Source organism: Micromonospora chersina (genome assembly GCF_900091475.1).
GTDB classification, from domain to species: domain Bacteria; phylum Actinomycetota; class Actinomycetes; order Mycobacteriales; family Micromonosporaceae; genus Micromonospora; species Micromonospora chersina.
This window is the reverse complement of record NZ_FMIB01000002.1, coordinates 5,578,546-5,603,118: the sequence shown is the minus strand read 5'-3', so window position 1 is coordinate 5,603,118 and position 24,573 is coordinate 5,578,546. Positions and strand designations below refer to the sequence as shown.

The 24,573-nt window shown below is 74.1% G+C and carries 22 protein-coding genes; 11 read left to right on the top strand and 11 right to left on the bottom strand.

What is annotated here, in order from left to right:
- Positions 1–12 precede the first annotated feature (12 nt).
- Complete coding sequence (locus GA0070603_RS26130; protein WP_091319057.1) at positions 13–897, bottom strand: tryptophan 2,3-dioxygenase; 885 nt, start codon at positions 895–897, stop codon at positions 13–15.
- 142 nt (positions 898–1,039) lie between these two features.
- Between GA0070603_RS26130 and GA0070603_RS26125 the strand changes: the two genes are divergently transcribed.
- The 3 genes from GA0070603_RS26125 to GA0070603_RS26115 all read left to right on the top strand — a co-directional run bounded on the left by GA0070603_RS26125 (position 1,040) and on the right by GA0070603_RS26115 (position 2,949).
- Complete coding sequence (locus tag GA0070603_RS26125) at positions 1,040–1,510, top strand: Lrp/AsnC family transcriptional regulator (RefSeq protein ID WP_091319054.1); 471 nt, start codon at positions 1,040–1,042, stop codon at positions 1,508–1,510.
- A gap of 91 nt (positions 1,511–1,601) precedes the next feature.
- Positions 1,602–2,111 carry a hypothetical protein gene (locus tag GA0070603_RS26120; protein WP_091319052.1) on the top strand — a complete coding sequence of 170 codons (510 nt, stop codon included), beginning with the start codon at positions 1,602–1,604 and terminating at the stop codon, positions 2,109–2,111.
- A 13-nt stretch (positions 2,112–2,124) separates the two neighbouring features.
- Positions 2,125–2,949, top strand: coding sequence for a class F sortase (locus GA0070603_RS26115; protein WP_091319049.1), 825 nt, complete (start codon positions 2,125–2,127; stop codon positions 2,947–2,949).
- A gap of 7 nt (positions 2,950–2,956) precedes the next feature.
- On the opposite strand, the gene GA0070603_RS26110 is transcribed toward GA0070603_RS26115, so the two are convergent.
- Positions 2,957–3,496: an HNH endonuclease gene (locus tag GA0070603_RS26110; RefSeq protein WP_091319047.1), complete on the bottom strand. Its 540-nt coding sequence runs from the start codon at positions 3,494–3,496 to the stop codon at positions 2,957–2,959.
- A 286-nt stretch (positions 3,497–3,782) separates the two neighbouring features.
- On the opposite strand from GA0070603_RS26110, the gene GA0070603_RS26105 reads away from it, so the two are divergent.
- The 3 genes from GA0070603_RS26105 to GA0070603_RS26095 all read left to right on the top strand — a co-directional run bounded on the left by GA0070603_RS26105 (position 3,783) and on the right by GA0070603_RS26095 (position 6,943).
- Complete coding sequence (locus tag GA0070603_RS26105; protein ID WP_341864944.1) at positions 3,783–4,838, top strand: mechanosensitive ion channel family protein; 1,056 nt, start codon at positions 3,783–3,785, stop codon at positions 4,836–4,838.
- Between the two features lie 249 nt (positions 4,839–5,087).
- On the top strand, positions 5,088–6,473 hold the full coding sequence (locus tag GA0070603_RS26100) for an MFS transporter (RefSeq protein ID WP_091319042.1): 1,386 nt from the start codon (positions 5,088–5,090) through the stop codon (positions 6,471–6,473).
- Positions 6,474–6,523: 50 nt separating this feature from the next.
- Positions 6,524–6,943 (top strand): globin, encoded by a 420-nt coding sequence (locus GA0070603_RS26095; protein ID WP_425270470.1) that lies wholly within the window; start codon positions 6,524–6,526, stop codon positions 6,941–6,943.
- A gap of 30 nt (positions 6,944–6,973) precedes the next feature.
- On the opposite strand, the gene GA0070603_RS26090 is transcribed toward GA0070603_RS26095, so the two are convergent.
- The 4 genes from GA0070603_RS26090 to ettA all read right to left on the bottom strand — a co-directional run bounded on the left by GA0070603_RS26090 (position 6,974) and on the right by ettA (position 10,467).
- A complete protein-coding gene (locus GA0070603_RS26090) occupies positions 6,974–7,558 on the bottom strand; it encodes a type III secretion system chaperone family protein (RefSeq protein ID WP_091319038.1) in 585 nt (194 codons plus the stop codon).
- A gap of 131 nt (positions 7,559–7,689) precedes the next feature.
- Positions 7,690–8,358, bottom strand: a complete 669-nt coding sequence (locus GA0070603_RS26085; RefSeq protein ID WP_091319036.1) for a DUF8185 domain-containing protein — start codon at positions 8,356–8,358, stop codon at positions 7,690–7,692.
- A complete protein-coding gene (locus tag GA0070603_RS26080; RefSeq protein ID WP_091319034.1) occupies positions 8,355–8,798 on the bottom strand; it encodes an acyl-CoA thioesterase in 444 nt (147 codons plus the stop codon). The genes GA0070603_RS26085 and GA0070603_RS26080 overlap by 4 nt, the downstream gene beginning before the upstream one ends.
- The gene (gene ettA / locus GA0070603_RS26075) at positions 8,791–10,467 is read right to left on the bottom strand and encodes an energy-dependent translational throttle protein EttA (RefSeq protein ID WP_091319032.1); all 1,677 of its coding nucleotides are present in this window, start codon (positions 10,465–10,467) and stop codon (positions 8,791–8,793) included. Before ettA ends, GA0070603_RS26080 begins: the two co-directional genes overlap by 8 nt.
- A gap of 307 nt (positions 10,468–10,774) precedes the next feature.
- Here ettA and GA0070603_RS26070 point away from each other — a divergent pair, with 307 nt between their 5' ends.
- Together GA0070603_RS26070 and otsB are read left to right on the top strand one after the other, a co-directional pair.
- Positions 10,775–12,178, top strand: a complete 1,404-nt coding sequence (locus GA0070603_RS26070; protein WP_091319030.1) for an alpha,alpha-trehalose-phosphate synthase (UDP-forming) — start codon at positions 10,775–10,777, stop codon at positions 12,176–12,178.
- A gap of 35 nt (positions 12,179–12,213) precedes the next feature.
- Positions 12,214–14,775 (top strand): trehalose-phosphatase, encoded by a 2,562-nt coding sequence (gene otsB, locus GA0070603_RS26065; protein WP_091319028.1) that lies wholly within the window; start codon positions 12,214–12,216, stop codon positions 14,773–14,775.
- A 54-nt stretch (positions 14,776–14,829) separates the two neighbouring features.
- Here otsB and cobA read toward each other — a convergent pair whose 3' ends face one another.
- The 3 genes from cobA to cobC all read right to left on the bottom strand — a co-directional run bounded on the left by cobA (position 14,830) and on the right by cobC (position 18,327).
- Positions 14,830–16,086 (bottom strand): uroporphyrinogen-III C-methyltransferase, encoded by a 1,257-nt coding sequence (gene cobA / locus GA0070603_RS26060; protein ID WP_091319026.1) that lies wholly within the window; start codon positions 16,084–16,086, stop codon positions 14,830–14,832.
- An 88-nt stretch (positions 16,087–16,174) separates the two neighbouring features.
- Positions 16,175–17,245, bottom strand: coding sequence for a nicotinate-nucleotide--dimethylbenzimidazole phosphoribosyltransferase (gene cobT / locus GA0070603_RS26055; RefSeq protein ID WP_091319024.1), 1,071 nt, complete (start codon positions 17,243–17,245; stop codon positions 16,175–16,177).
- The gene (gene cobC / locus GA0070603_RS26050) at positions 17,245–18,327 is read right to left on the bottom strand and encodes an Rv2231c family histidinol phosphate aminotransferase CobC (RefSeq protein WP_091319023.1); all 1,083 of its coding nucleotides are present in this window, start codon (positions 18,325–18,327) and stop codon (positions 17,245–17,247) included. Before cobC ends, cobT begins: the two co-directional genes overlap by 1 nt.
- 133 nt (positions 18,328–18,460) lie before the next feature.
- Between cobC and GA0070603_RS26045 the strand changes: the two genes are divergently transcribed.
- On the top strand, positions 18,461–20,593 hold the full coding sequence (locus GA0070603_RS26045; protein WP_091319021.1) for a transglycosylase domain-containing protein: 2,133 nt from the start codon (positions 18,461–18,463) through the stop codon (positions 20,591–20,593).
- Between the two features lie 112 nt (positions 20,594–20,705).
- Here the strand turns inward: GA0070603_RS26045 and GA0070603_RS26040 are convergent, their stop codons facing one another.
- Positions 20,706–21,275, bottom strand: coding sequence for a GNAT family N-acetyltransferase (locus GA0070603_RS26040; protein WP_091319018.1), 570 nt, complete (start codon positions 21,273–21,275; stop codon positions 20,706–20,708).
- On the bottom strand, positions 21,272–22,639 hold the full coding sequence (locus GA0070603_RS26035; protein ID WP_091319016.1) for a cobyrinic acid a,c-diamide synthase CobB: 1,368 nt from the start codon (positions 22,637–22,639) through the stop codon (positions 21,272–21,274). The genes GA0070603_RS26040 and GA0070603_RS26035 overlap by 4 nt, the downstream gene beginning before the upstream one ends.
- 135 nt (positions 22,640–22,774) lie before the next feature.
- On the opposite strand from GA0070603_RS26035, the gene GA0070603_RS26030 reads away from it, so the two are divergent.
- Both GA0070603_RS26030 and GA0070603_RS26025 read left to right on the top strand, forming a co-directional pair.
- Entirely contained in the window at positions 22,775–23,590 is an 816-nt protein-coding gene (locus GA0070603_RS26030) for an SURF1 family cytochrome oxidase biogenesis protein (RefSeq protein WP_091319014.1), read from the top strand.
- A gap of 97 nt (positions 23,591–23,687) precedes the next feature.
- Complete coding sequence (locus GA0070603_RS26025; protein WP_091319011.1) at positions 23,688–24,536, top strand: hypothetical protein; 849 nt, start codon at positions 23,688–23,690, stop codon at positions 24,534–24,536.
- Positions 24,537–24,573 lie beyond the last annotated feature (37 nt).

Sequence of the window (24,573 nt, the reverse complement as noted above, 5' to 3'; positions counted from 1 at the left end):
TGCTCTCTCCGGTCACATCGCGGTACGGGCGGACCACAGCTCCGGGAATACCACCCGGGCCATGCTCCGCTGCAACCAGGCCAGCCCGGCGGAGCCGCCGCTGCCGACCTTGGCGCCCATCGAGCGCTGCACCGCCTTGATGTGGTGCCAGCGCCAGTCGCTGAACCCCTCGGCCACCTCCGTCAGCGCGTCGCCGAGCAGGCGGAGGTGGTTGTCGGGGCCGCCGTCGGCGTAGATCCGCACCCAGGCCGCCTCGACGGCGGGGTGCGACTCGTGCTCGGTCGCCACGTCCCGCTCCAGCAGGTCGGCGGGCAGCTCGAAGCCGCGCCGGGCGAGCAGCGCCACCACGTCGTCCCAGAGGCTCGGCGTGGTGAGGGCGGCGGTCAGCTCGGCGTGCACCTCGGCCTGCCGGCGGAACGGGCGGATCAGCGCGGGGTCGCGCAGGCCGAGCAGGAACTCCAGCTGCCGGTACATGGCCGACTGGAAGCCGGAGCCCTCGCCGAGCCGGTCCCGGAACCGGTTGAAGTCGGCCGGGGTCATCCAGCGCAGCCCCTGCCAGGCGGCGTTGAGCCCCTCGATGTGCAGCGCGGCGCGGCGCAGCGGGGGCAGCGCGTCCCACACCCGGTTGGCGCGCAGCTCGCGCTGGGCGTGCCGCAGCTCGTGGCAGGTCAGCTTGAAGTACAGCTCCATGATCTGGCTGACCATCAGGAAGGACATCTCGCCCGGGTCGTCGCTGAGCGGCTGCTGGAGCTTGTGCAGCGTGCTCGCGTGCACGTAGGCGTCGTAGGGCACCCGGTCGGCGAACTCCAGGGTCGGCTCGCCGCCGTTGCGCGCCGCGCGGACCGCCCGCTGCTGCGGGGTCGCCGGCCGCACCGCCGTCGTCTGTTCCACCGTCATCTCCCTCCGTACGCCGGGGTAGACGACATGATGCCGCCGGTTGATCCGCGGATGGAATGCCTGTTCAACGGCGGTACGGTGGTGTCACCTGTCGAGCCGAAGGCGTGCCCGGCGGATCACTTCACGAAGGAAAGGTCACCGCGTGGACGACATGGACTGGGCCCTGTTGCGCGAGCTCCAGGCCGACGCCCGGCTCTCGTACAGCGAGCTGTCCCGCCGGGTGCACCTCTCCCCGCCCGCGGTGGCCGAGCGGGTACGCCGGCTGGAGGAGTCCGGCGTGATCACCGGCTACCACGCGCACGTGGACCTGACGCGGGCCGGCCGGACCGTGCTCGCGCTGATCCGGATGTCCTGCTACGGGTCGCGCTGCATCCTCAACGACCCCGAGGTGGCGGACTGGCCGGAGATCATGGAGATCCACCGGATCACCGGCGACGCGTGCAGCATGCTCAAGGTGGCCGCCGGCACGATGGGCGAGTTCGAGGGGGTCATCGACCGGCTCGCCCCGTACGGCCAGCCGTCCAGCACGATGGTGCTCTCCACGCCGCTGGACTGGCACCCGGTCACCCCGCTCCCGCCCGCCGGACCGTCCCCGGCCGGCCGGCGCCGCTGACCCGCCCCGGGTTTGCCCCCGGATCAGGGGGAATGCAGCCCGCGCTGCCCGTCAGCAGGATTCCGGTGCGCCGCACCGGAAGGGGGGAATCATGCGAGGGCTCCTGTCACACCGCGCACTCCGGGGCGTTCTGAGCCTGGTCGGCCTGATCGCGGCGTTCGTCCTGGCCACCGCCTCCCCGGCCCGTGCCGGGGAGAACGTCTTCGTCGAGGTCACGCCGAACAGCGCCCAGGCCGGCACCCGGGTGAGCATCCGGGCCAGTTGCGACAACAACAACGACCGGCAGGCCCAGGTCACCTCGGACGCCTTCGGGCGGGTGGTGCTGCGGCCGGACAACGGCTTCCTGACCGGGGCGGTCACCATCCCCGGCAACAAGGCGCCCGGCGACTACCCGGTGAACCTGGAGTGCTCCAACGGCCAGACCGCCTCCACCATGCTCACCGTGCTGAACATGGCCCAGCCGAGCAAGGGCCCGGCGACCGGCGGAGGGGGCACCGCGGGCGGCCGGGGCGCCGGTTCGCTGCTCCTGGTCGGCGGCCTGGTCGCGGTCGCCGTGGTGGCCGGGGTGGGCGCCCGCCGCAAGACCGGTAGCCGCTTCTGATTGGGGTGCGGCCATGGCCCGCCAACCGCGCCGCGCCCGCCGGGGCCGGCACCGGGCCGGGTCCCGGTTCGGCGCCGGGCTGCGACTGGTGTCCCGCGCCTCGCGCCGGTTCGCCCGCGCCGCAGGGCACGCCTTCTCGGCGAGCGTCACCACCGCCGACCCGCACGCCCACCCGGTGCCGCCGCGGCCCGCACCCGCCGCCGGCCGCTGGCGGTACGCCGCCCAGCGCGGCCCGGGCGTACCGGTGCTCGTCGTCGCGGCGCTCATGGCGCTCATCGTGGCGATGCTCGGCGTGGAACGGGTGACCGGCGTCAGCGTCCTGCCGGAGCAGCTCACCGCCGGGCTGCGCCCGCCGCCGAAGAAGTTCCCCGTGCTGTCCGGCAGCCCGCCGACCGACCTGACGATCAGCAAGATCGACCTGCGGGCGCCCGTGCACCGGGTGGGCATCGCCCCGGACGGCAGCATCGCGGTGCCCGACGTCGGCCGGGCCGGTGAGGCCGGCTGGTACGAGCAGGGCCCCACCCCCGGCCAGTACGGCCCGGCGGTCATCGTGGGGCACGTGGACACCACCACCGGGCCGGCCGTGTTCCACGACCTCAAGGACCTCGACGACGGCGACCGGATCGAGGTGACCCGGCAGGACCGCTCGGTGGCCGTCTTCGAGGTGACCTCGATCGAGCGGTACGGCAAGGAGCGGCTGCCCGTGCGGGAGGTCTACGGCGACTTCAGCCGCCCGAACCTGCGGCTGATCACCTGCGGCGGCCGCTGGGTGGGCGGCGAGACCGGATACGCGGACAACCTGGTGGTCTACGCCTCGCTGGTGAAGGCACGGCGGTGAGCGCCGCTCAGGCCGCCTCGGTCTCCGGCTCGCGGAGGTCGAGCCAGTCGGCCCAGCGCGGGTCGGGCGCGCGGTGGCCGAGCACCCGCCAGGCCGTGCCCTTCGGGGCCGCCGGCAGGTTGTGCAGCCGCCAGCCCAGCTCGGCCGGCGTCTTGTCGCCCTTGGTGTGGTTGCAGCGGGCGCAGGCGGCGACCACGTTCTCCCAGGCGTGCCGGCCACCCCGGCTGCGCGGGAAGACGTGGTCGATGGTCTCCGCCGGCCCGCGGCAGTAGGCGCAGCGCCAGCCGTCCCGGGCGAAGATCGCCCGGCGGGAGAGCCCGACGTGGGTGCGGTAGGGAACCCGGACGTAGCGGGTCAGCCGGACCACCGAGGGGACCGGGAGCGCGTTGCGCGCGCTGTGCAGGATGCCCTCGCCGTCGGCCACGCAGACGGCCTTGGCGGAGAGCACGAGGATCGCGGCACGACGCACCGACACGACGCACAGGGGCTCATAGGTGGCGTTGAGAACGAGCGCACCGGAGCCCGCCGTGGGTCGTATGTCAGGCATCGCGCTCACCCTCCCGGTCCAGCCGCTCCGGCCACCATGGCGCCGGGCGCGCCCCGCGGGCAGCGGGGAACGACACCGACGCCGGCCGGATCACCGACGTCCGTTGCGCCAATAGTCCCTGATCGCGCCCCGGATTGCACGCACTAATCCGGGGTACCCTCGGGAAGCTGTCTCCGCCTGTGCCACGATGACCGGTTCTGCCCGGCATGATCGGTTGGCCGCCCCGTCGGCGGGAGGCGGGCGGGTCGCCAGCGGACGCCCAGCGGCGTTGCGGTACGAAAGCAGGGTGAGTCCCGCCAACCTGCTGCTCCATGCGCTGTCCGCCGTCGAGCCGAGCCCGTCCCCGTCCGTCGACTGCCGCACCGACACCTGGTGCAAGAACGTCTACGACATCACCGGCTCGGCCTGGTTCGCCGAGGGCAGCTACTGGATCGTCCTGAAGCCGCTGCGGATCGTGCTGATCCTGCTGCTCGCCGTGGCCGCCCGCTGGGCGCTGCACCGCACCATCAACCGGCTGGTGCGGACCACCACCGAGGGCGCGGTGCCCACCATGCTCCGCCCGCTGCGCGAGCGGATCCCCAGCGCCTCGCTCGACCCGGAGCAGTTCGTGCCGGAGCGGCGGCGCCAGCGCGCCGAGGCCATCGGCTCGGTGCTGCGCAGCATGGTCACGGCGTTCATCTTCGGCATCGCGCTGCTCATGGTGCTCAAGGAGTTCAGCTTCGACCTGGCGCCGCTGCTGGCCAGCGCCGGCATCGCGGGCGTGGCCCTCGGCTTCGGCGCGCAGAGCCTCGTCAAGGACCTGATCGCCGGCCTGTTCATGCTGATCGAGGACCAGTACGGCGTCGGCGACACCGTCGACCTGGGCGAGGCGACCGGCGTGGTGGAGGCGGTGGGCCTGCGGGTCACCACCGTCCGGGACGGCCGGGGCGTGCTCTGGTACATCCGCAACGGCGAGATCGTCCGGGTCGGCAACAAGAGCCAGGGCTGGGCGCTCGTCGTGGTCGACCTGCCGATCGGTTTCGCCGGCACCGAGGAGGCCACCGCGGTGCTGCGTACGGCGGCCGCCTCGGTCGCGCTGGACCCGGAGCTGTCGCCCCAGATCGTCGAGGAGCCGGAGGTGCTCGGCGTCGAGCAGGTGACGGTCGACGGGGCGGTGATCCGTACCGTCGTCAAGACCACCGCCGACGGGCAGTTCGCGGTCGGCCGCGAGCTGCGCCGGCGGCTCGCCGAGGCGCTGGAGAACTCGGGCATCACCGCGCGGATCGCGGCGGCCCGGCTCTACCCGGGGCTGCCGCCCCGCGCCGCGGCCCCGGGCGAGACGGGCACCGGCGGGGCCACCTGACGCCGACCCCCGGTCAGCGGGACGGGCGGGACGATTTTCGGGGGTCGCGCACCGCGCGGCCCCTCGGGTATCGTCCGTTCGTTCAGTCGGAGATGCGACGATCAATCCGTTCACCCTAGCCAGTTGTCAGACGATCGGGCAGAATCCGGTGAACACGCTCCCCAAAGGAGCGTGCTCGTGTCCTCGCTGATCCGTAGATCTGACGACGGTTCCCAGGTCGGGCCATCAAGAGTGGCCAGCCCGGGAACGATGGAGGCGACGGTGTCCGACGAGCGACCCGCCCAGGAGGGCCCGGCAAGCTTCCGCGAATTGTTCGGCCTCGCGGAGTTCCGTGTCCTCTTCACGGCAAGCGCTCTGTCCTGGATCGGTGACTACGTCGCGAAGGCCGCGGTCACCGTCCTGGTCTACCGGCAGACCGACTCGGTGGCGCTCTCGGCCGCCGCGTTCGCGGCGAGCTACCTGCCCTGGCTGGTCGGCGGTCCGCTGCTCTCCGCGCTCGCGGAGCGCTACCGGTACCGGCAGGTCATGGTGGCCTGCGACCTGGTGCGGATGGCCCTCATGGTGCTTGTCGCCCTGCCCGGGATGCCGCCTTGGGCGATCCTCGCCCTGATCTTCGCGACCACGCTGGCCAACCCGCCGAGCCAGGCCGCCCGGTCGGCGCTGATGCCACAGATCCTGGCCGGCGACCGGCTGGTGCTCGGCCTGTCCGTCTCCGCGAGCACCGGGCAGGCCGCCCAGGTCCTCGGCTACCTGCTCGGCGCGGCGATCGCCGTGGTCAACCCGGCCGCCGCGCTGCTGATCAACGCGGCCACCTTCGGCCTCTCCGCCGCGCTGGTCCGCTTCGGCCTGCGGAACCGGCCGCCCGCCATGACCGAGGCGCACCGCAGTCACCTGCTGCGGGAGACCGCCGAGGGGTTCCGGCTCGTCTTCGGCCGCCCGGTGCTGCGCGCCATCGCCGTGCTGGTCTTCAGCGCGATGGTCTTCTCGATCGTCCCCGAGGGGCTCGCCGCGGCCTGGGCCGCGGAGCGGAGCGGGGACGGCATGGACACCGGCACCGCCCAGGCGGTCATCATGGCCGCCAACCCGGTCGGCTACATCCTCGGCGGGCTGATGGTGGGCCGGCTCGTCGCCCCGGCCCGCCGGCTGGCCCTGATGCGCCCGCTCGCGGTGATCGCCCCGGCGGTGCTCGTCCCGGCGCTGCTCGACCCGCCGCCCATCGTGGTGGCGCTCCTCGCGGCCGCGTGCGGCTTCGCGGTGGCCGGGCTCATCCCGGTCGCCAACGGCCTCTTCGTCCAGGTGCTGCCGGACGGCTACCGGGCCCGCGCGTTCGGCGTGATGGCCAGCGGGACCCAGATCATCCAGGGCGCCGCCGTGCTGGCCACGGGCGCCCTCGCCGAACGGTTCACCATCCCCTCGGTGGTCGGGCTGTGGAGCGCCGCCGGCGTGCTGCTGATGCTGCTCGCGGTGCTCACCTGGCCGCATCCCCGGACGATCGAGGCGGCCGTCGAGGTCGCCCGGGCGGAATCCGCCGCGACGGCCGCCATGGCGGGGCGCGGCACGCACACCCCGGCCCGGGCCACGGCCGCGGGCGACCGGGCCGGCGAGCGCAGCCGACGCCGGCACGCGGTGACCTGAGTCCCGCTCCGGCGGTGGGCGCAAGCCGCCCCCGGGCGGCACCTGGCAGGATGGGTGACGTGACTTCCCCTGGCGAGTCGATGACCCTCTTCGAGGCGATCGGCGGCGAACCCACCTTCCGCAAGCTGGTGGACGAGTTCTACGCCGGCGTCGCCACCGACCCGCTGCTGCGGCCGATGTACCCGGAGGAGGACCTGGGCCCCGCGGCGGACCGGCTGACCCTCTTCCTCATGCAGTACTGGGGTGGCCCGCACACCTACTCCGAGCAGCGCGGTCACCCGAGGCTGCGCATGCGGCACGCGCCCTTCCGGATCGGCGCGGTCGAGCGGGACGCCTGGCTGCGCCACATGCGCCGGGCGGTGGACCGGCTGGACCTGCCGCCGCAGCTCGCCGCCGCGCTCTGGGACTACCTGGAGCGGGCCGCGTACTTCATGGTGAACGTCATGGAGGACCCGGCGACCGAGGGCTGACCGGCCGGCCGCCCGGGCGTGCCGGAGCGGTCAGAGCAGGGCGCCCTCGTCGTGCAGCCAGTCGACGAAGGTGGTGGCCACCGCCGCGCCGCAGTCGAGCATCTCGACAAGCAGCGCGTCGTGGGTGCCCGCCCCCAGCGGGACCTGGAGCTCGGCGTAGATGGGCAGCTGGCCACGCTCGGTCGGGTCGCCGATGTACGCCTTGCAGAACCGCCGGGTGTGGTTCCACTCGTTGACCACCCGGTAGGCGCGGTCGGCCCAGTCCGGCGGGACCGTCGCGTGCGGCCGGGCCCGCATGACCAGGATCTCGTCCTCGGGGCCCTCCAGGGTGACGAGCACGGCGTGCCGCTCCCACATGGCCAGCAGGTTGCCGTCGCCGTCGGCCAGGTAGCGCACGTCGAGCAGGTCGAGCGCGTCGCAGACCCGGCCGAGGGTGACCGGTGCGACGGTTGCCGGCATGTCGGCGATCACGGGCCGCTCGGCGGCCGCGGCGTCGTCCGCCGGCTGACGGGGGGTCGGTGGTCCGACCCGGACGGTGTCATCCACTGTGATCCCGCTTCGAGTTTCCGGATCGCCGCCACTGGCGGGACCGGGGCGCCATGACCACCACGGCATCGCTCGCGCACCTCACTCCCCAGCGGATCCAGTCGCCTACGGTGCGTTGGATCCGAGGATGGACGGTACCCGGACAGCCGGCATGAGGCATCCCCCCAACGGCTGCCCCAAACCGGAAGAACGAACAGGGGTCATCCGTTCGGACGACCCCTGGTGGGCGTCACGGCGAGCTCTGCGACCTTCCGCGACCAGGCCGCTCCGTACGGTCCGACGAGCCCGACCCAACGGCCCGCGACACGCACCTGAACGTCGCCGGCGCCGAGGAAGCCCATCCGGACCAGCCCCTGCACCAGCCGCTGCGGCACCTCCACCGGGGCGTCCGGCGCGTCGTCGGGCGTCACCACCACCGCGACATGGTCGAGCAGCGCGTCCCGCAGGGCCCGCTGGCCCACCGCCCGACCGGCCACGCCGTGGGCGGACGCCTCGCGCAGCGTCCCGGCCGCCGCGGCGGCGATCCGCTGGACCTCGGTCGCGGGCACCGCCTCCACGGCCCGGCTGGCCGCCGGCGGCAACGGCCAGCGCCACCCGTCGTCCCGGCGCCGGGGCAGCGTCGCGCCGCCGGCCGACAGCTCCGCCAGCAACTCGGACGCCGCGACCGTGGCGTCGCCCGGCGCCGTGCCGGGGACGGTGCGCACCACGAGCACGTCCCACGGCAGCCGCGCCCAGAGGGCCGTACGCGCGGCTCCCGGCACCGGCCGGAGCCGGACCAGGATGCCCGGGTCCAGCCGGACGAGGCGGGCCAGGAAGGCGCCCGCGTCGGCCACCCCGTCCAGCCCGTGACCGGTGGCCGGCGCGGTCATGCCGGCAGCCCGGGCGCGTACCGGAGCAGGAAGGCCCGCTCGTCGGCGGAGATCCGGCGCGGCCGCTGCGCGGCCAGGTCGAACGGGACCAGCACCGAGCGGGCCCGGCTGGCCAGCACCTCCCGGTCGTACAGCTCGTAGGCGACCGTGAACGAGCCGGCCTTGATCTCCTCGACCCAGAGCTCGATCCGGACCGTCGGGGCCGCCTCCGCGGTGTCCCGGCCCAGCGCGTAGTCGACCGGACGCAGGTAGTCGACCTCGTGCCGGCGGATGACGACCCCGTCCGCGAACGAGCCCACTCCCCACGCCCGGCCGCCGGCGAACATCAGGGCGACCCGCGCCTCCTCGTAGAGCGTGAGGAAGCGCGAGTTGTTGACGTGGCCGTACGCGTCCAGGTCGGACCAGCGCAGCGTGCAGTCGTAGACGAACTTGTCAGTCACGGGTGAGCTTGCGGTACGTCACGCGGTGCGGCCGGGCGGCCTCGGCGCCGAGGCGGTCGATCTTGTTCTTCTCGTACGCCTCGAAGTTGCCCTCGAACCAGAACCACCGGGCCGGGTTCTGGTCGTCGCCCTCCCAGGCCAGGATGTGCGTGGCGACCCGGTCGAGGAACATCCGGTCGTGGGAGATGACCACGGCGCAGCCGGGGAACTCCAGCAGCGCGTTCTCCAGGCTGCCGAGCGTCTCGACGTCGAGGTCGTTGGTCGGCTCGTCGAGCAGGATGACGTTGCCGCCGATCTTGAGGGTCAGCGCCAGGTTGAGCCGGTTCCGCTCGCCGCCGGAGAGCACCTTGGTCGGCTTCTGCTGGTCCGGCCCCTTGAAGCCGAACGCGGCGATGTACGCCCGGGACGGCATCTCGACCTTGCCCACCAGGAGGTGGTCCAGCCCGTCCGAGACGGTCTCCCAGACCGTCTTGTCGCCCGCCAGGCCGGCCCGGCTCTGGTCGACGTACGACAGCGAGACGGTGTCGCCGACCTTCACCGTGCCGGCGGTCGGCTCCTCCAGGCCCACGATGGTCTTGAAGAGGGTGGTCTTGCCGACGCCGTTCGGGCCGATCACGCCGACGATGCCGTTGCGGGGCAGCGAGAACGACAGGTTGTCGATCAGCACCCGGTCACCGAACGCCTTCACGAGGTTGTTGACCTCGATCACGGTGCTGCCCAGGCGCGGGCCCGGCGGAATCTGGATCTCCTCGAAGTCCAGCTTGCGGGTCTGCTCGGCCGCGGTGGCCATCTCCTCGTAGCGGTCGAGGCGAGCCTTGGACTTGGTCTGCCGCGCCTTGGCGTTGGAGCGGACCCACTCCAGCTCCTCGTCGAGGCGCTTCTTCATCTTGGCGTCGCGCCGGCCCTCGACCGCCATCCGCGCGGCCTTCTTCTCCAGGTAGGTGGAGTAGTTGCCCTCGTAGCCGATGGCCCGGCCTCGGTCCAGCTCCAGGATCCAGCCGGCCACGTTGTCGAGGAAGTACCGGTCGTGGGTGATGGCGATCACGGTGCCGGCGTACTTGGCGAGGTGCTGCTCCAGCCACTGCACGCTCTCCGCGTCCAGGTGGTTGGTGGGCTCGTCGAGCAGCAGCAGGTCCGGCGCCTCCAGCAGCAGCTTGCACAGCGCCACGCGGCGGCGCTCACCGCCGGAGAGCTGCGTCACGTCGGCGTCCGGCGCGGGGCAGCGGAGCGCGTCCATGGCCAGTTCGAGCTTGGAGTCGATGTCCCACGCGTCGGCGTGGTCCAGCTCCTCCTGGAGCTTGCCCATCTCCTCCATCAGCTCGTCGGAGTAGTCGGTCGCCATCTGCTCGGCGATCTTGTTGAACCGCTCCAGCTTGGCCTTGGTCTCGGCGACCGCCTCCTCGATGTTGCCGAGGACGGTCTTGGCGTCGTTGAGCGGCGGCTCCTGGGCCAGCATGCCGACGGTGTAGCCGGGCATGAGGCGGGCCTCGCCGTTGCTCGGCTGGTCCCAACCTGCCATGATCTTGAGGAGGCTGGACTTACCGGCGCCGTTCGGACCGACCACACCGATCTTGGCACCCGGCAGGAAGTTCAGCGTCACGTTGTCGAGCACGACCTTGTCGCCGTGCGCCTTGCGCGCCTTTTCCAGGACGTAGATGAACTGGGCCACGGTGCGGGCTACCTCCGTCGGTTGCGATCGCGAGCTGGCGGGCGCGGGCGCGGGCCGTGAGGTCCGCCCGCCGCCGCCGGCCGGGGCCGGCCGCGCGCACGCCATCCTCAATCCTGACAGGTACGCCCCGCTCCGCCCACATCACCCCGCCCCCGGAGCACGCCGCGCCGCGGCTGTCGACAAGATCACGATGAGGATTCGGCCCTTCTGGGACGGGTAGGGAACTCAGGCACGGGGCACCAGACGCCGCAGCTACGCTCAGTACGCTCATCGCGGTGGACCCGTCAGCACCCGGAGGTGGCCGATCGTGACCGTCCGTAGCTCCTTTGTCGTTGTGGCGAACCGACTGCCGGTCGACGAGGTGAGCACACCCGAAGGGGAGCGGCAGTGGCGACGCAGCCCGGGCGGTCTGGTGACCGCGCTGCACCCGGTGCTCGCCGAGCACCAGGGCACGTGGGTCGGCTGGGCCGGCGGCACCGGCGCCGCCCCCGAGCCCTTCGACCTGGAGGGGATCCGGCTGCACCCGGTGCCGCTGAGCGCCGAGGAGCTGGAGCGCTACTACGAGGGGCAGTCGAACGCGACGATCTGGCCGCTCTACCACGACGCGGTCGAGACCCCGGCCTACAAGCGGCGCTGGCGCGAGGCGTACCGGCTGGTCAACGCCCGGTTCGCGGAGGCCGCGGCGGACGTCGCGGCCGAGGGCGCCACGGTCTGGGTGCAGGACTACCAGCTCCAGCTCGTGCCGGCGATGCTCCGCGAGCTGCGGCCGGACCTGCGGATCGGGTTCTTCCTGCACATCCCGTTCCCGCCGATCGAGCTGTTCATGCAGATGCCGTTCCGCACCGAGATCCTGCGCGGCCTGCTCGGCGCGGACCTGGTCGGCTTCCAGCAGCGGCTGGCGGCGCAGAACTTCGTGCGGCTGGCCCGGCACCTGCTCGGCCTGCGCTACGAGGGGCAGATGATCCAGGTCGACGGCCGGCAGGTGAAGGCCGGCGCGTTCCCCATCTCGATCGACACCCGGGAGATGGAGCGGCTGGCCGAGGACCCGGCGATCCAGGCCCGCGCCAAGCAGATCCGCGAGGAGCTGGGCAACCCGAAGACGATCATCCTGGGCGTCGACCGGCTCGACTACACGAAGGGCATCGAGCTCCGGCTGAAGGCGTTCCGCGAACTCCTCGCTGACGGAAAGTTGACAGTGCCGGACGCGGTTATGGTGCAGGTCGCCACACCGAGCCGCGAGCGCGTGGAGCACTACCAGGCACTTCGCGTGAAGGTGGAGCGCGAGGTAGGCCGGATTAATGGCGAATTCGGACGGGTCGGCGTGCCGGCGGTGCATTATCTGCATCAGTCGTACAGTCGCTCCGAACTGGCCGCGATGTACGTCGCGGCCGACGTGATGATGGTGACCCCGCTGCGAGACGGAATGAATCTGGTGGCCAAGGAGTACGTCGCATCGCGCGCCGACCAGGGCGGCGCGCTCGTGCTCAGTGAGTTCGCCGGCGCCGCCACCGAGCTGCGCCAGGCGTTCCTGTGCAACCCGCACGACCCCGACGCGGTCAAGGACGCGCTGCTGCGCGCCGTGCACGTCGAGAAACCCGAGGCCCGACGCCGGATGCGGATAATGCAACGCCACCTGCGCAGCCACGACGTGGGCCACTGGGCCAAGTCGTTCCTGACCGAGCTCGGCGTCACCGATGCGGAGGCGGCGTGAGCTCTCCTGCCACCACCACTCCGCACGGCGGGGTGATGGATCCCGAGCTGCGTGCCGCCATCGGCCGGATCGCCCGGGTCCCCCAGCTCCTGGTCGCCTGCGACTACGACGGCACCCTGGCCCCGATCGTCGAGGACCCGAGCAAGGCCGTGCCGCTGCCCGAGTCGGTGGCCGCGGTCCGTGCCCTCGCGTCCCTGCCGCAGACGAGCGTCGCGGTGGTGTCCGGCCGTGCGCTGCGCGACCTGGCGACGCTCTCCCGGCTGCCCAGCGAGGTGCACCTCGTCGGCAGCCACGGCTCCGAGTTCGACATCGGCTTCGTCGAGCGGCTCACCCCGGAGCTGATCGCGGTCCGGCACCGGCTCCGCAACGAGCTGCGCGAGATCGCGGCGGCCCACCCGGGCGTACGCCTGGAGCGCAAGCCGGCCAGCGTCGCCGTGCACACCCGCGGGGTCGACCCGCAGATCGCGGCCGCGGCCATCGAGGCGGTCCGCAGCGGCCCCGCCACCTGGGACGACGTCACCGTCACCCAGGGCAAGGAGGTCATCGAGCTGTCGGTGGTGGCGACCCACAAGGGCACCGCGGTCGACCAGCTCCGGACCCAGCTCGCGGCCAGCGCCGTGCTGTTCATCGGCGACGACGTCACCGACGAGAACGCCTTCGGCAACCTGCACGGGCCGGACGTCGGCATCAAGATCGGCCCGGGCGACACCCAGGCCGACTACCGGGTGGCCGAGCCCATCGAGGCCGCGCGGGCGCTGGGCCTGCTGCTGGAGACCCGGCGGCACTGGCTCTTCGGCGAGCGGGCGGTGCCGATCGAGCGGCACTCGATGCTGGCCAACGGCCGCACGGTCGCGCTGGTCACCCCCGAGGCCAAGATCACCTGGCTGTGCCACCCGAAGCCGGACTCGGCGGCGATCTTCGCCGACCTGGTCGGCGGCAGCCCGGCCGGGCACTTCACGGTCGGCCCCCAGCGGGGCGGCATCCCGCTGGGCCAGCGCTACCGCAGCAACACCATGACCGTGGAGACCCGCTGGTCCGGCCTGACCGTGACCGACTGGCTGGACCTGCCGGCGCGGGAGACCACGCCGGACGGCCCGGCGGTCGTCACCGGCGACTCGACACTGGTCCGGGTGCTCAGCGGCACCGGGCGCGCCCGGATCGAGTTCGCCCCGCGTCCCGAGTTCGGTCAGGTCGCCGTGCAGCTCCAGCCGCTCGACGACGGGCTGCTGGTGCTCGGCTCCAACGAGCCGGTGGCGCTCTACTCGCCGGGCGTCGAGTGGGAGGTCACCAGCGACGCCGGCTACGAGTCCGCCAAGGCCGTGGTGGACCTGTCGGCCGCCGGCGGCCAGGTGGTGCTGGAGCTGCGCTTCGGCACCCAGAGCCTGGAGCACCACCGGGTGCCCATCCACGAGCGGCAGGCCGCCGCCGAGCAGCCCTGGAAGGACTGGGTGGCCTCGCTGCGGCTGCCCGCCACCGCCCGGGACCTGGTGGCCCGCAGCGCGCTCACCCTACGCGGGCTCTGCCACGAGCCGACCGGCTCGATCCTCGCCGCGGCGACCACCTCGCTCCCCGAGGAGCTGGGCGGCGTCCGGAACTGGGACTACCGCTACTGCTGGCTGCGGGACGCGGCGATGACCGCCCGCGCGCTCGTGGACCTCGGCTCCACCGAGGAGGCCGAGGGCCTGCTGCGCTGGGTCGACGGCGTCATCGACCGCACCGGCGGGCACCCGGAGCGGCTGCACCCGCTCTACACGGTCGACGGCTACGAGCTGGGCGCCGAGGCGGTCATCGACACCCTGCCCGGCTACGCCGGCTCCCGGCCGGTCCGGGTCGGCAACCTCGCCAACCACCAGCTCCAGCTCGACGTCTTCGGCCCGGTCGCCGACCTGATCGCCGCGGTGGCCGACGCCCGTGGCTCGGTACGCGAGGACGAGTGGCGGGTGCTGGAGAACATGGTCGAGGCGGTCCGCCGCCGCTGGCACGAGCCCGACCACGGCATCTGGGAGGCCCGCCTCCCACCCCGGCACCACGTGTTCTCCAAGGTCATGCTCTGGATGACCGTCGACCGGGCGCTGCACGTGGTGCGGCAGCACGGCGGCGAGGACCGGCCGGAGTGGGTCGAGCTGCGCGACCGGATCGCCGACAACGTGCTGGAGCACGGCTGGCACCCGGAGGCGGAGGCGTACAGCGTCGCCTACGGGTACGAGGAGATGGACGCCTCGTCGCTCTGGATCGGCATCTCCGGGCTGCTCGCCGGTGACGACCCGCGCTTCCTGTCCACGGTGCTCAAGATCGAGGCGGAGCTGCGCAGCGGCCCGGTCGTCTACCGGTACCACTGGGACGACGGCCTGCCCGGCCGGGAGGGCGGCTTCCACATCTGCACGGCGTGGCTGATCGAGGCGTACCTGCGCACCGGCCGGCGCACCGACGCGGAGGAGTTGTTCGCGCAGATGGTCGACACGGCCGGGCCGACCGGGCTGCTCCCCGAGCAGTACGACCCGCTGGCAGAGCGCGGGCTGGGCAACCACCCGCAGGCGTACAGCCACCTCGGGCTGATCCGCTGCGCGCTGATGCTGGACAACATGCTCAAGCAGTGAGCTGACCGCAACGACGGCGGCCCGGGACCGGCTGGTCCCGGGCCGCTCGCGTGCTCAGGTGTCGAGCGCCCCGACCACGTCCCCGATCACGACGATGGCGGGTGGGCGGAGGCCGGCGGCCTCGACGTCGGCGGCCACCGTGCCGAGGGTCGAGCGGATCGCCCGCTGGGCGGTGGTGGTGCCCTCCTGGATCACCGCGGCCGGGGTCCCCGAGGGCTTCCCGTGCGCCACCAGGGTGGCGCTGATCGCCGCGAGGTTCTTCAGGCCCATGAGGATCACCAGGGTGCCGCGCAGGCCGGCGAGGGACTCCCAGCGGACCAGTGAGGCCGGCGAGTCGGGCGCGACGTGCCCGGAGACCACTGTGAACTCGTGCGCCACCGCCCGGTGGGTGACCGGCACCCCGGCGGCCGCGGGCACCGAGATCGCGCTTGTCACCCCGGGCACCACGGTGACCGGCACGCCCGCCTCGGCGCAGGCCAGCAGCTCCTCGCCGCCCCGGCCGAAGACGTACGGGTCGCCGCCCTTGAGCCGGACCACGACCTTGCCGGCCCGGGCCCGGTCGACCAGGATCCGGTTGATCTCCTCCTGGGCCCGCGACGGCCCGTACGGGATCTTGGAGGCGTCCACCAGTTCGACGTCCGGGCGCAGCTCGTCGAGGAGCAGCCCGGGGACGAGCCGGTCGGCGACCACGACCTCCGCCTCGGTGAGCAGCCGCCAGCCCCGGACGGTGATCAGCTCCGGATCGCCCGGTCCGGCGCCCACGAGCGCCACCCGGCCCACCGGCGCCGCGCCGGTGTCCGGCCCACCCGGAGCCGGCACACTCGGCCGTCCCGGCGCGGCAGCGGTCGGCTCCCCGGCACGGGCCGCCAGCAGTTCGCGCACCGCGTCCCGGACGCTCATGGCCCGGCGGGGGTCGCCGCCGCCCAGCACCGCCACGGTGACCGGACCGTGCCGGGTCACGGCCGGGGTCCACGCGGTGGCGGCGGCCCGGTCGTCGGCGCGGACGCAGAAGATCCGCCGCTCGGCGGCGGCGGCGCTGACCGCCGCCGCGGCGACCCGGTCGTCCACGGCCACCTGGACCAGCCAGGCCCCGTCCAGGTCGGCCGGGACGAACCGGCGCGGCTCCCAGCGCAGCCGGCCGGCGTCCACGTGCGCCCGCAGCGCGGGGGTCAGCTCCGGCGCCACCAGCAGGACGTCCGCGCCGGCGTCGAGCAGCGCCGGCACCCGCCGGGTGGCCACCGCTCCCCCGCCGACCACGACCACCCGCCGGCCGGCCAGCCGCAACCCCAGGGGGTACGGGCTGCCGCTCACGTCGCCGCCTCCCCGCCGGACCGCGCCGGCCGCACGCCCCGCCCGGCGCCGCGGGGCCGCGGCACGCCGAGGCGAAGGGTTCCCGCGCTCACTTCTCGGCCACTCCCGCCGAGTCGAAGGTGGCGACCTCGTGCAGCACCCGCACCGCGCCCGTGACGACGGGGAGCGCGAGCAGCGCGCCGGTGCCCTCGCCGAGCCGCAGCCCGAGGTCGATCAGCGGGTCCAGGCCGAGGTGCCGCAGCGCCGCCGTGGCGCCCGGCTCGGCCGAGCGGTGCCCGGCGACCATGGCCCCGACCGCGTCCGGCGCGAACGCGGCCGCCGCCAGCGCGGCGCTCACCGCGATGACGCCGTCCAGCAGCACCGGCACCCGGCGCGCGGCGGCGCCGAGGACCAGCCCGGCCAGCGCGGCGTGCTCCAGGCCGCCGACCGCGGCCAGCACGCCCAGCGGGTCGGCCGGGTCGGGCGCGTGCCGGTCGAGCGCGGCCCGCACCACGCCGACCTTGCGGGCGTACGTCTCGTCGTCCACCCCGGTGCCCCGGCCGGTGGCCGCCGCCGGGTCGACACCGGTGAACGCGGCGATCAGCGCGGCGGCCGGCGTGGTGTTGCCGATGCCCATGTCGCCGGTGAGCAGGATGCCGGCCCCGGCGTCGACAAGTTCCCCGGCGATCCGGATGCCGGTCTCCACGGCCGCCCGGGCCTCGTCCCGCGTGAGCGCCGCGGTCACCGTCAGGTCCCGGGTGCCGGGGCGCACGTTCGCCGCGACCAGGCGGGGGCCGGCCAGGTCGGCGGTCGGCTCGACCGGGAGCGGGGTGGCCACGCCGACGTCCACCACGGTGACCGAGGCGCCGGCCTGCCGGGCGAACGCGTTGACCACCGCCCCGCCGGCCACGAAGTTGGCGATCATCTGGGCGGTGACCTCCTGAGGCCACGGGGTGACGCCCTGGGCGTGCACGCCGTGGTCGCCCGCGAAGATCGCCACGGCGGCCGGCTCGGGCAGCGGCGGCGGGCAGGTGCCCGCGAGGCCGGCGAGGCGTACGGAGAGCGGCTCCAGGGCGCCGAGGGAGCCGGCGGGCTTGGTGAGCCGGCCCTGGAGTTCGCGGGCGGCCGCCATGGCGGTCTCGTCGAGCGGCCGGATCGCCGCAACGGTGGACTCCAACATCATGCCTCCAGGATCTCCGCCAGCACGTCGGTGAGGGCGTCGGTCGTCGCCGGATCGCGCACCGCGATCCGCAGCCAGTCCGGGCCCAGCCCGGGGAAGGTGTCGCCGCGGCGCACCGCCCAGCCGCGCTCGCGCAGCCGCTCCCGCACGGCGGCGGCGCCGGCCAGGTGGACCAGGACGAAGGCGCTGGCGGGGCGGCCGACGACGCGTACCCCGGGCAGGCCGGACAGGCGGGCCACCAGGTGGTCGCGGTCGGCGGCGAGCCCGGCGGCGATGGCGCGCTCGGCCGCGACGGCGGCCGGGGACGCGCAGGCGGTGGCGGCGGCCAGGGCCGGGGTGGAGACCGCCCAGAGGGGCTGGGCGGCGGCGAACCGGGCGAGCAGCCCGGGGTCGCCGAGCAGGTAGCCGATCCGCAGCCCGGCCAGCCCCCAGGTCTTGGTGAGGCTGCGGACCACCACGAGGCCGGGCAGGTCGCGGCGGGCGGCGAGGGACTCGGGTTCGCCCTCGACGCCGGGGGCCGCCGTGGTGTCGGCGAACGCCTCGTCGACCACGAGCACCCGGCCTGGGCGGGCCAGCGCGGCGAGCGCCGCGGCGGGGTGCAGCACCGAGGTGGGGTTCGTGGGGTTGCCGACCAGCACGAGGTCGGCGTCGGCGGGCACCCGGGCCGGATCGAGCCGGAAGTCGTCGCCCGCGTCGAGCAGCACCCGCTCGACGGTGTGGCCGGCGGCCCGCAGGGCGGCCTCCGGCTCGGTGAACTGCGGGTGCACCACGACCGGCCGCCGGGCCTCGCGCAGCGCCCGGGCGATCAGCACGAAGCCCTCGGCGGCGCCGGCGGTGAGCAGTACCTCCTCCGGGGGACGCCCGTGCCGGGCGGCGACGGCGGCCCGGGCCGGGCCGGGATCGGGGTACGCGGCCAGCGCGCCCATGGCGGCGACGAGCGGGTCGGCCAGCCAGTCCGGCATCGGGGCGCGGCGGACGTTCACCGCCAGGTCGACAAGGCCGGGCGTGGCCTCGGCGTCCCCGTGGTGGCCGAGGTCGGGCTCGCCCGCCGGAGCGCCGGTCCCGATCAGCTGAGCACGCATGTCCGCGATCCTGCCGGGAAGCCGCCGCCCGGGACAGCGGATCCCGGCGTGGGCCGCGTCACCACCGCTGAACCCCCTCGCCCGTTTATGAATTCTTCTCATTTCCGAATCGGAAATGTCATAGCTTGACCACGTGAGCAACCGACCCCTTGCCTCCGCTGGTCGTGCCGTGCCCCTCCTCCGCGCCGGGCTCATCGCCGGCATCGTGGTCGCCGCCGCGGCCTATCCGCTGGCCGCCGTCACCGGCATCGGCGCCAAGGTCACCGCACACGCAGTGGAGCAGAAGACGAGCATCCTCAAGACCGCGCTGCCCGCCGAGACCTCGTACCTGTACGCGCCGGACGGCAAGACCGTGCTGACGATGTTCTACGAGGAGTACCGGCAGTACACCAAGATCGACGAGATGTCGCCGAACATCCAGCAGGCGATCGTCGCCGCCGAGGACAACCGCTTCTACCAGCACCACGGCGTCGACCCGAAGGGCGTGGCGCGCGCCTTCGTGTCCAACGCCCGGTCCGGCGGAGTCTCGCAGGGCGCCTCGACGATCACCATGCAGTACGTGCGGATGGCCCTGCGGGACAGCGCCAAGACGCCGAAGGAGGTCCAGGAGGCCACCCAGCAGACGAGCCTGCGCAAGGTCAAGGAGATGCGCATGGCGCTGGACATCGAGAAGCACGTCAGCAAGGAGCAGATCCTCGAGCGCTACCTGAACTCGGCCTACTTCGGCCACCGGGCGTACGGGATCTACGCGGCCTCGCAGATCTTCTTCTCCAAGACCCCGGCCACCCTCACCCCGGTCGAGGCGGCCACCCTGGCCGGCCTGGTCAAGTCCCCGTCGGAGTACGACCCGATCACCTCCGACCAGAAGGACGCCACCGGCCGGCGCAACTACGTGCTCGACAACATGGCCCGCCTCGGCTACCTCTCCCCGGACGCCGCGGCGGCGGCCAAGGCCGAGCCCATCAAGCTGCGGCTCACCAACCCGCCGAACGACTGCGCCTCGATCAACGACCAGTACCGCACCTGGGGCTTCGCCTGCGACTACCTGAAGAACTGGTGGAGCGCTCAACCCGCGTTCGGCGAGAACCGGCTGGAACGGATGGACAAGCTGCGCCGGGGCGGCTACCGCATCGTGCTGAGCCTCGACCCGAAGATCCAGTCGGCGGCCGAGAAGAACGTCGGCGCCAAGGACAACACCGGCAGCCCGTTCGCCAACGGCGTGGTGGTCGCCGAACCGGGCACCGGGCGGGTCAAGGCCATGGCGGTCAACCGGAACTACTCCCTCGACCTCAGCGAGAACGGGCCCAGCTCCAACCCGGAGGCCGGCCCGAAGGTCAAGGCGAACTACCCGAACACGGTGGCGCCACTGCTGGGCGGCGGCACGCTCCCCGGCTACCAGGCCGGATCGACGTTCAAGATGTTCCCGATGCTCGCCGCCCTCGACTCGGGGATGAAGCTCTCCACCTCGTTCAACGCCCCGTACCGGTACCGGTCGGCCGTCTACGACGGCTGGGCCCCGTCGAACGCCAGCGGCGCGATGACCGGCCAGCAGACCATGTGGTCCGGTTTCGGCAAGTCGGTGAACACGTACTTCGTGTGGCTGGAGGAGCAGGTGGGCGCGGACCGGGCGGTCCGGCTGGCCGAGCAGCTCGGGTTGCGCTGGCGCACCGACGTGGACCGCGACCAGGCGTCCCCGGGCAAGGTGAAGAAGTGGGGCGCATTCACCCTGGGCGTCTCCGACGCCACCCCGCTGGAGATGGCGAACGCGTACGCGGCCGTCGCCGCCGACGGGCGCTACTGCGAGGCGATCCCGGTCAACTCGATCATGAACCGGGACGGCACGCCCGCCACCTACCGCACCCCGGGAGGGGTGCAGCGGGAGGTCGCCAAGCCGCGCTGCCGGCAGGTGGTCAGCGCCGACGCGGCCCGGGCGGCCACCGACGCGGCCCGCTGCCCGACCGGCGACACCCCGGCCAAGGGGGGCTGCGGCGGCTGGTCGACGGCGGACAGCGTGCGGGGCACGGTCGGCCGCCCGGTCGCCGGCAAGACGGGTACCACGGACAGCACCCGGTCGGCCTGGTTCGTCGGCTACACACCGGAACTGGCGGCGGCGAGCTTCATCGCCGATCCGGACAACCCGTTCAACGCGGTGGGCGACGGCCAGTCCCAGATCCCGGTGAACGCCGTGGCGATGACCCTCCGCGACGCGTTGAAGGGCCAACCCACCCGCCAGTTCACCCCACCCAGCGACCAGATAGTGGGCTGAGGCTCCCACGACTACCCGGGGGTGCGCCCGGGCCAGTTGATCAAGAGGTTTGCGCGCGGAATCGCCCGATTCCCGACGCAAACCTCTTGATCAACGTCCGGGGTCAGGGAGGTCAGCGGAGGTCGGCGGAGACGAAGCTCCACAGCTCCAGGTCCACCCTCGCGCCGTGGACGAAGCCGGCGTTGCGGAGCAGGCCCTCGTAGCTGAAGCCGGCCTTCTCCGCCACCCGGCGGCTCGCCACGTTGCCGGCGGCCACCCGCAGCTCGACCCGCTGGAAGCCGTGCTCCAGGATCAGCGCGATGGCGACCGCGTCGACCGCCTCGGCGGCCAGGCCGTAGCCGCGGGCGTGCGGGGCGATCGCGTACGACACCTCGGTCAGCCGCGCGCCCCAGTCGGTGCGCCGGGTCCACAGGCAGCCGACCACCCGCTGGTCCTCGCGGCGCACCACCGCCCAGTGGTCGCCCTCACCGCTGTCCCGGCGCTGCCGGGCCAGCTCGGTGCACCAGGCCCGCCCGTCGATCTGGCCCGAGGAGTCGGCCAGCGGCAGCCAGCGCTGGGTCTGCCGGTCCGCGAACACCTCGTCGACCGCCCCGGCGTCCGCCGCGACGAGCTGGCGTACCTCGGTGCGCGGCGTGGAGACGGTCAGCGCCGGGAAACGGCGCACGGCCACCTGCCCGATCACGCCGGAGCCTCCGCGGGGGCCGCGGCCGCCGCGACCAGCCGGGCCGCGATCTCCGGGTACGCGGCCCAGTGCGGCACGAGCTGCGAGGCGTGCACGCCCCGCCAGACGAAGCCCTCCGGGGCGCCGCCCTCCCAGCGCCAGGCAGCCCGCTCGCCGGCCCGCGGGGTGAGCACCGCGGCGTGCTGCTTGTGCCCCACCACGGTGGCGCCGGCCCGCGCCACCACGCTGTCACCGGCCGCGGTGGCCTCCCGGTAGCCGACCACCAGGCCGTCCCGGCTGGCGCCGACCGCGTCGAGCACCCCGCACATCGGCAGGCCGTCCAGCTCCCGGGCCAGCCAGAGCAGGCCGGCGCCCTCGGCGATCACCGGGCGGCCCGTCCGGGCCAGCTCGGCCACCGCGATGCAGAGCCGGCGGTTGGCGGAGAGCTGCTCCGCGTACGTCTCAGGCAGCCCGCCGCCGACGACCAGCGCGCGGGTGCCGGCGGGCAGCGACTCGTCGCGGAGCGGGTCGACGGTGACGACCTCGGCGCCCGCCGCGCGCAGCAGCTCGGCGGTCTCCGGGTGGCTGTAGCTGCCGCCCGGACCGCCGGCCAGCGCGACCACCGGCCGCTCCCCCGCGGGCGCGCCCGCGGCCGGCTCCGGCGACCACGGCGCGACGGTCAGCTCCGGGGCGGAACGGGCCAGCCCCAGCAGCCGGTCGAGGTCGACGGTGGCGGCGACCGCCTCGCCGAGCCGGCGGACCGCCCGCTGGGCCTCGGCGTCGCGCTGGACCACCGGCACCAGCCCGTGCCGGCGGGACGGCAGCACCGGGGGCAGCTCGTGCCGGCGCAGCGCGCCGTAGACCGGCACCCCCACGTCGTCGAGCGCCTCGCGGAGCATCGCCTCGTGCCGGGGCGAGGCCACCCGGTTGAGGATGACGCCACCCAGCCAGAGCTGCTCGTCGTACGCCCGGAAGCCGTGCACCAGGGCGGCCACCGACTGGCCCATGGCGGCCACGTCCACCACCAGCACCACCGGGCTGCGCAGCGCTGTCGCGACGGCCGCCGTGGACTCGGTCTCCGGGCGGCCGGCGATCGAGTCGTAGAGCCCCATGGTGCCCTGGACCAGCGCGAACCCGGCCCCGGCGGCGCCGTGCGCGAACAGCGGGCCCACCCGCTCCGGGCCGACCAGCCGCGGGTCGAGGTTGCGCCCCGGCCGCCCGGCGGCCAGCCCCAGGTAGGCCGCGTCCACCTGGTCCGGCCCGATCTTGAACCCGGCCACGTCCAGCTCCCGGTCGGCGAGGGCCGCGAGCAGGCCGAGCGAGAGGGCACCGGTGCCGTGCCCCGAGGAGGGCGCGCTCAGCACGACGCGCGGCACGACGGTCATCATCGACTCCTGGTCTGGGGTGGTTTCCGCCCGCGTGACCATACCCGGCCGGCCCGACGCGCGGCGGCCGCCGGACGGCCCGTTCCGGCCCGGTGCGGGTCAGTGGCGCCGCTCATACGGGTAGCCTTTGCCAACGTGTACCGGTTCCTGCTGACCCCGCGCTGGCTCGGCTATCTCGCGCTGACCCTGGTGGCCGCCGCGGTGATGGTGTTCCTCGGCAACTGGCAGCTGGACCGCTACCGGGGCCGCACGGCCATCAACGAGCGGATCGACGCCGGCGCCACCATGACGCCCGCGCCCCTGCGCGACGCACTGCCCGCCCCGACCGGTGGACCCGGCACCGCCGGCCCCGCCCCGGCGGACCGGCTCACCTGGACCCGGGTCACCGCCACCGGCCGCTACGACAGCGCGAACATCGTCCTGGTCCGCGGCCGGACCGTCGACAACAAGGTCGGCTTCGAGGTGCTCACCCCGCTGGTCCTCGCCGACGGCAGCGCGGTGCTCGTCGACCGGGGTTGGATCCCGCCCGTGCCCGGCGGCAACGCCACGGCCCAGCCGCCGGTGCCGGCCGCGCCGACGGGCGAGGTGACGGTCGCCGGCCGGCTGGTGTCCAGCGAGAGCGGCGGCGGGGCGGTCGACCGGCGCGACGGCAAGCTGGAGACCCGGCGGATCAGCATCCCCCGCCTCGCGAAGCAACTGCCCTACCCGGTCTCCGGCGGCTACGTGCTGCTCGACCAGCAGACCCCGGCCGCCGACCCGGCGTTCCAGGCGGTGCCCATCGGGCACACCAACAACTGGCAGAACTTCGGCTACGTGGTGCAGTGGTGGCTCTTCGCCGGGATGAGCCTGGTCGGCTACGGCTGGGTCGCCCGACGGGAGGCCCGGCGGCTGGCCGGCCTGGACGCCCCGCGCAAGCCGCTGGACCGGGCCGCCGAACCGACCTCCGCCTGACCCCGTTCGAGGCGCCCGAACCGGACATCCGGCGGGCACACCGGGCGGCGGGGACGCTGTAGGGTCCGCCCATGATCGTCAACCGTGGGGGGTCGCGGTGACCCCTGATCCCACGACGCCGCCGCCCGCCGAGCCGCCCCCGGCCGCGTACGACCCGTGGTCCGCCATGCCGGCCGTCGCGCCGCCCACCGAGCAGTTCCCGGTGCTGGCCGCGCCACCGGCGGACCCCCCGGTCAGCGCGCCGCCCACCGCGCGGTTCCCGGCCGCGCCGGCGGTCCCGGCTCCCCCGGCCGCCCCGCCGTTCCCCGCCGGGCCGGCCGCCGCGCCCTTCCCGGCGCCGCCCGCACCGCCCGTCCCGTTCTCAGCACCGCCCGCTCAGTTCTCGGGCCCGCCGGCTCAGTTCTCGGCCCCGCCCGTCCAGTTCTCCGCGCCGCCGGCCACGGCCCAGTTCTCCGCGCCGCCCGCCACGGCCCAGTTCCCCGCGCCGCCCGGGCCGGCGGTCGGGGTGCCGGCGCCGCACGGAGGGGCGCTGGTCCCGGCGACGCCGTACCCGCCCGTGCCGGCCCCGCTCCCGGGCCCGCTGCCGCCGGCGCAGTCCGTGGTCGCCGTGCAGATCGGCGAGATCATGGTGACGCCGCCGGTGATCCGCACCCCGGCCGGCGTCCTGCCGCTCGCCGGCTCCTCCTGGCACGTGGTGGACCACTGGCAGAAGGAGGAGAAGGTGGCCACCTGGGCCGTGGTGGCCGCGATCCTCGGCTTCTTCTGCCTGACCGTGTTCAGCCTCCTCTTCCTGCTGGTCAAGGAGACTCGCCACCACGGGACCGTGCAGGTGACGGTGACCAACGGCGGGCACCAGTACGTCGCGCGCATCCCGGTGGCCGACCAGTTCCAGGTGCAGCAGATCAACAACCAGGTCAACTACGCCCGGTCGCTGTCGACGGGGTGAGCCGCGCGCCCGGAGGCGGTGCCGCGCCGCCTCCGGC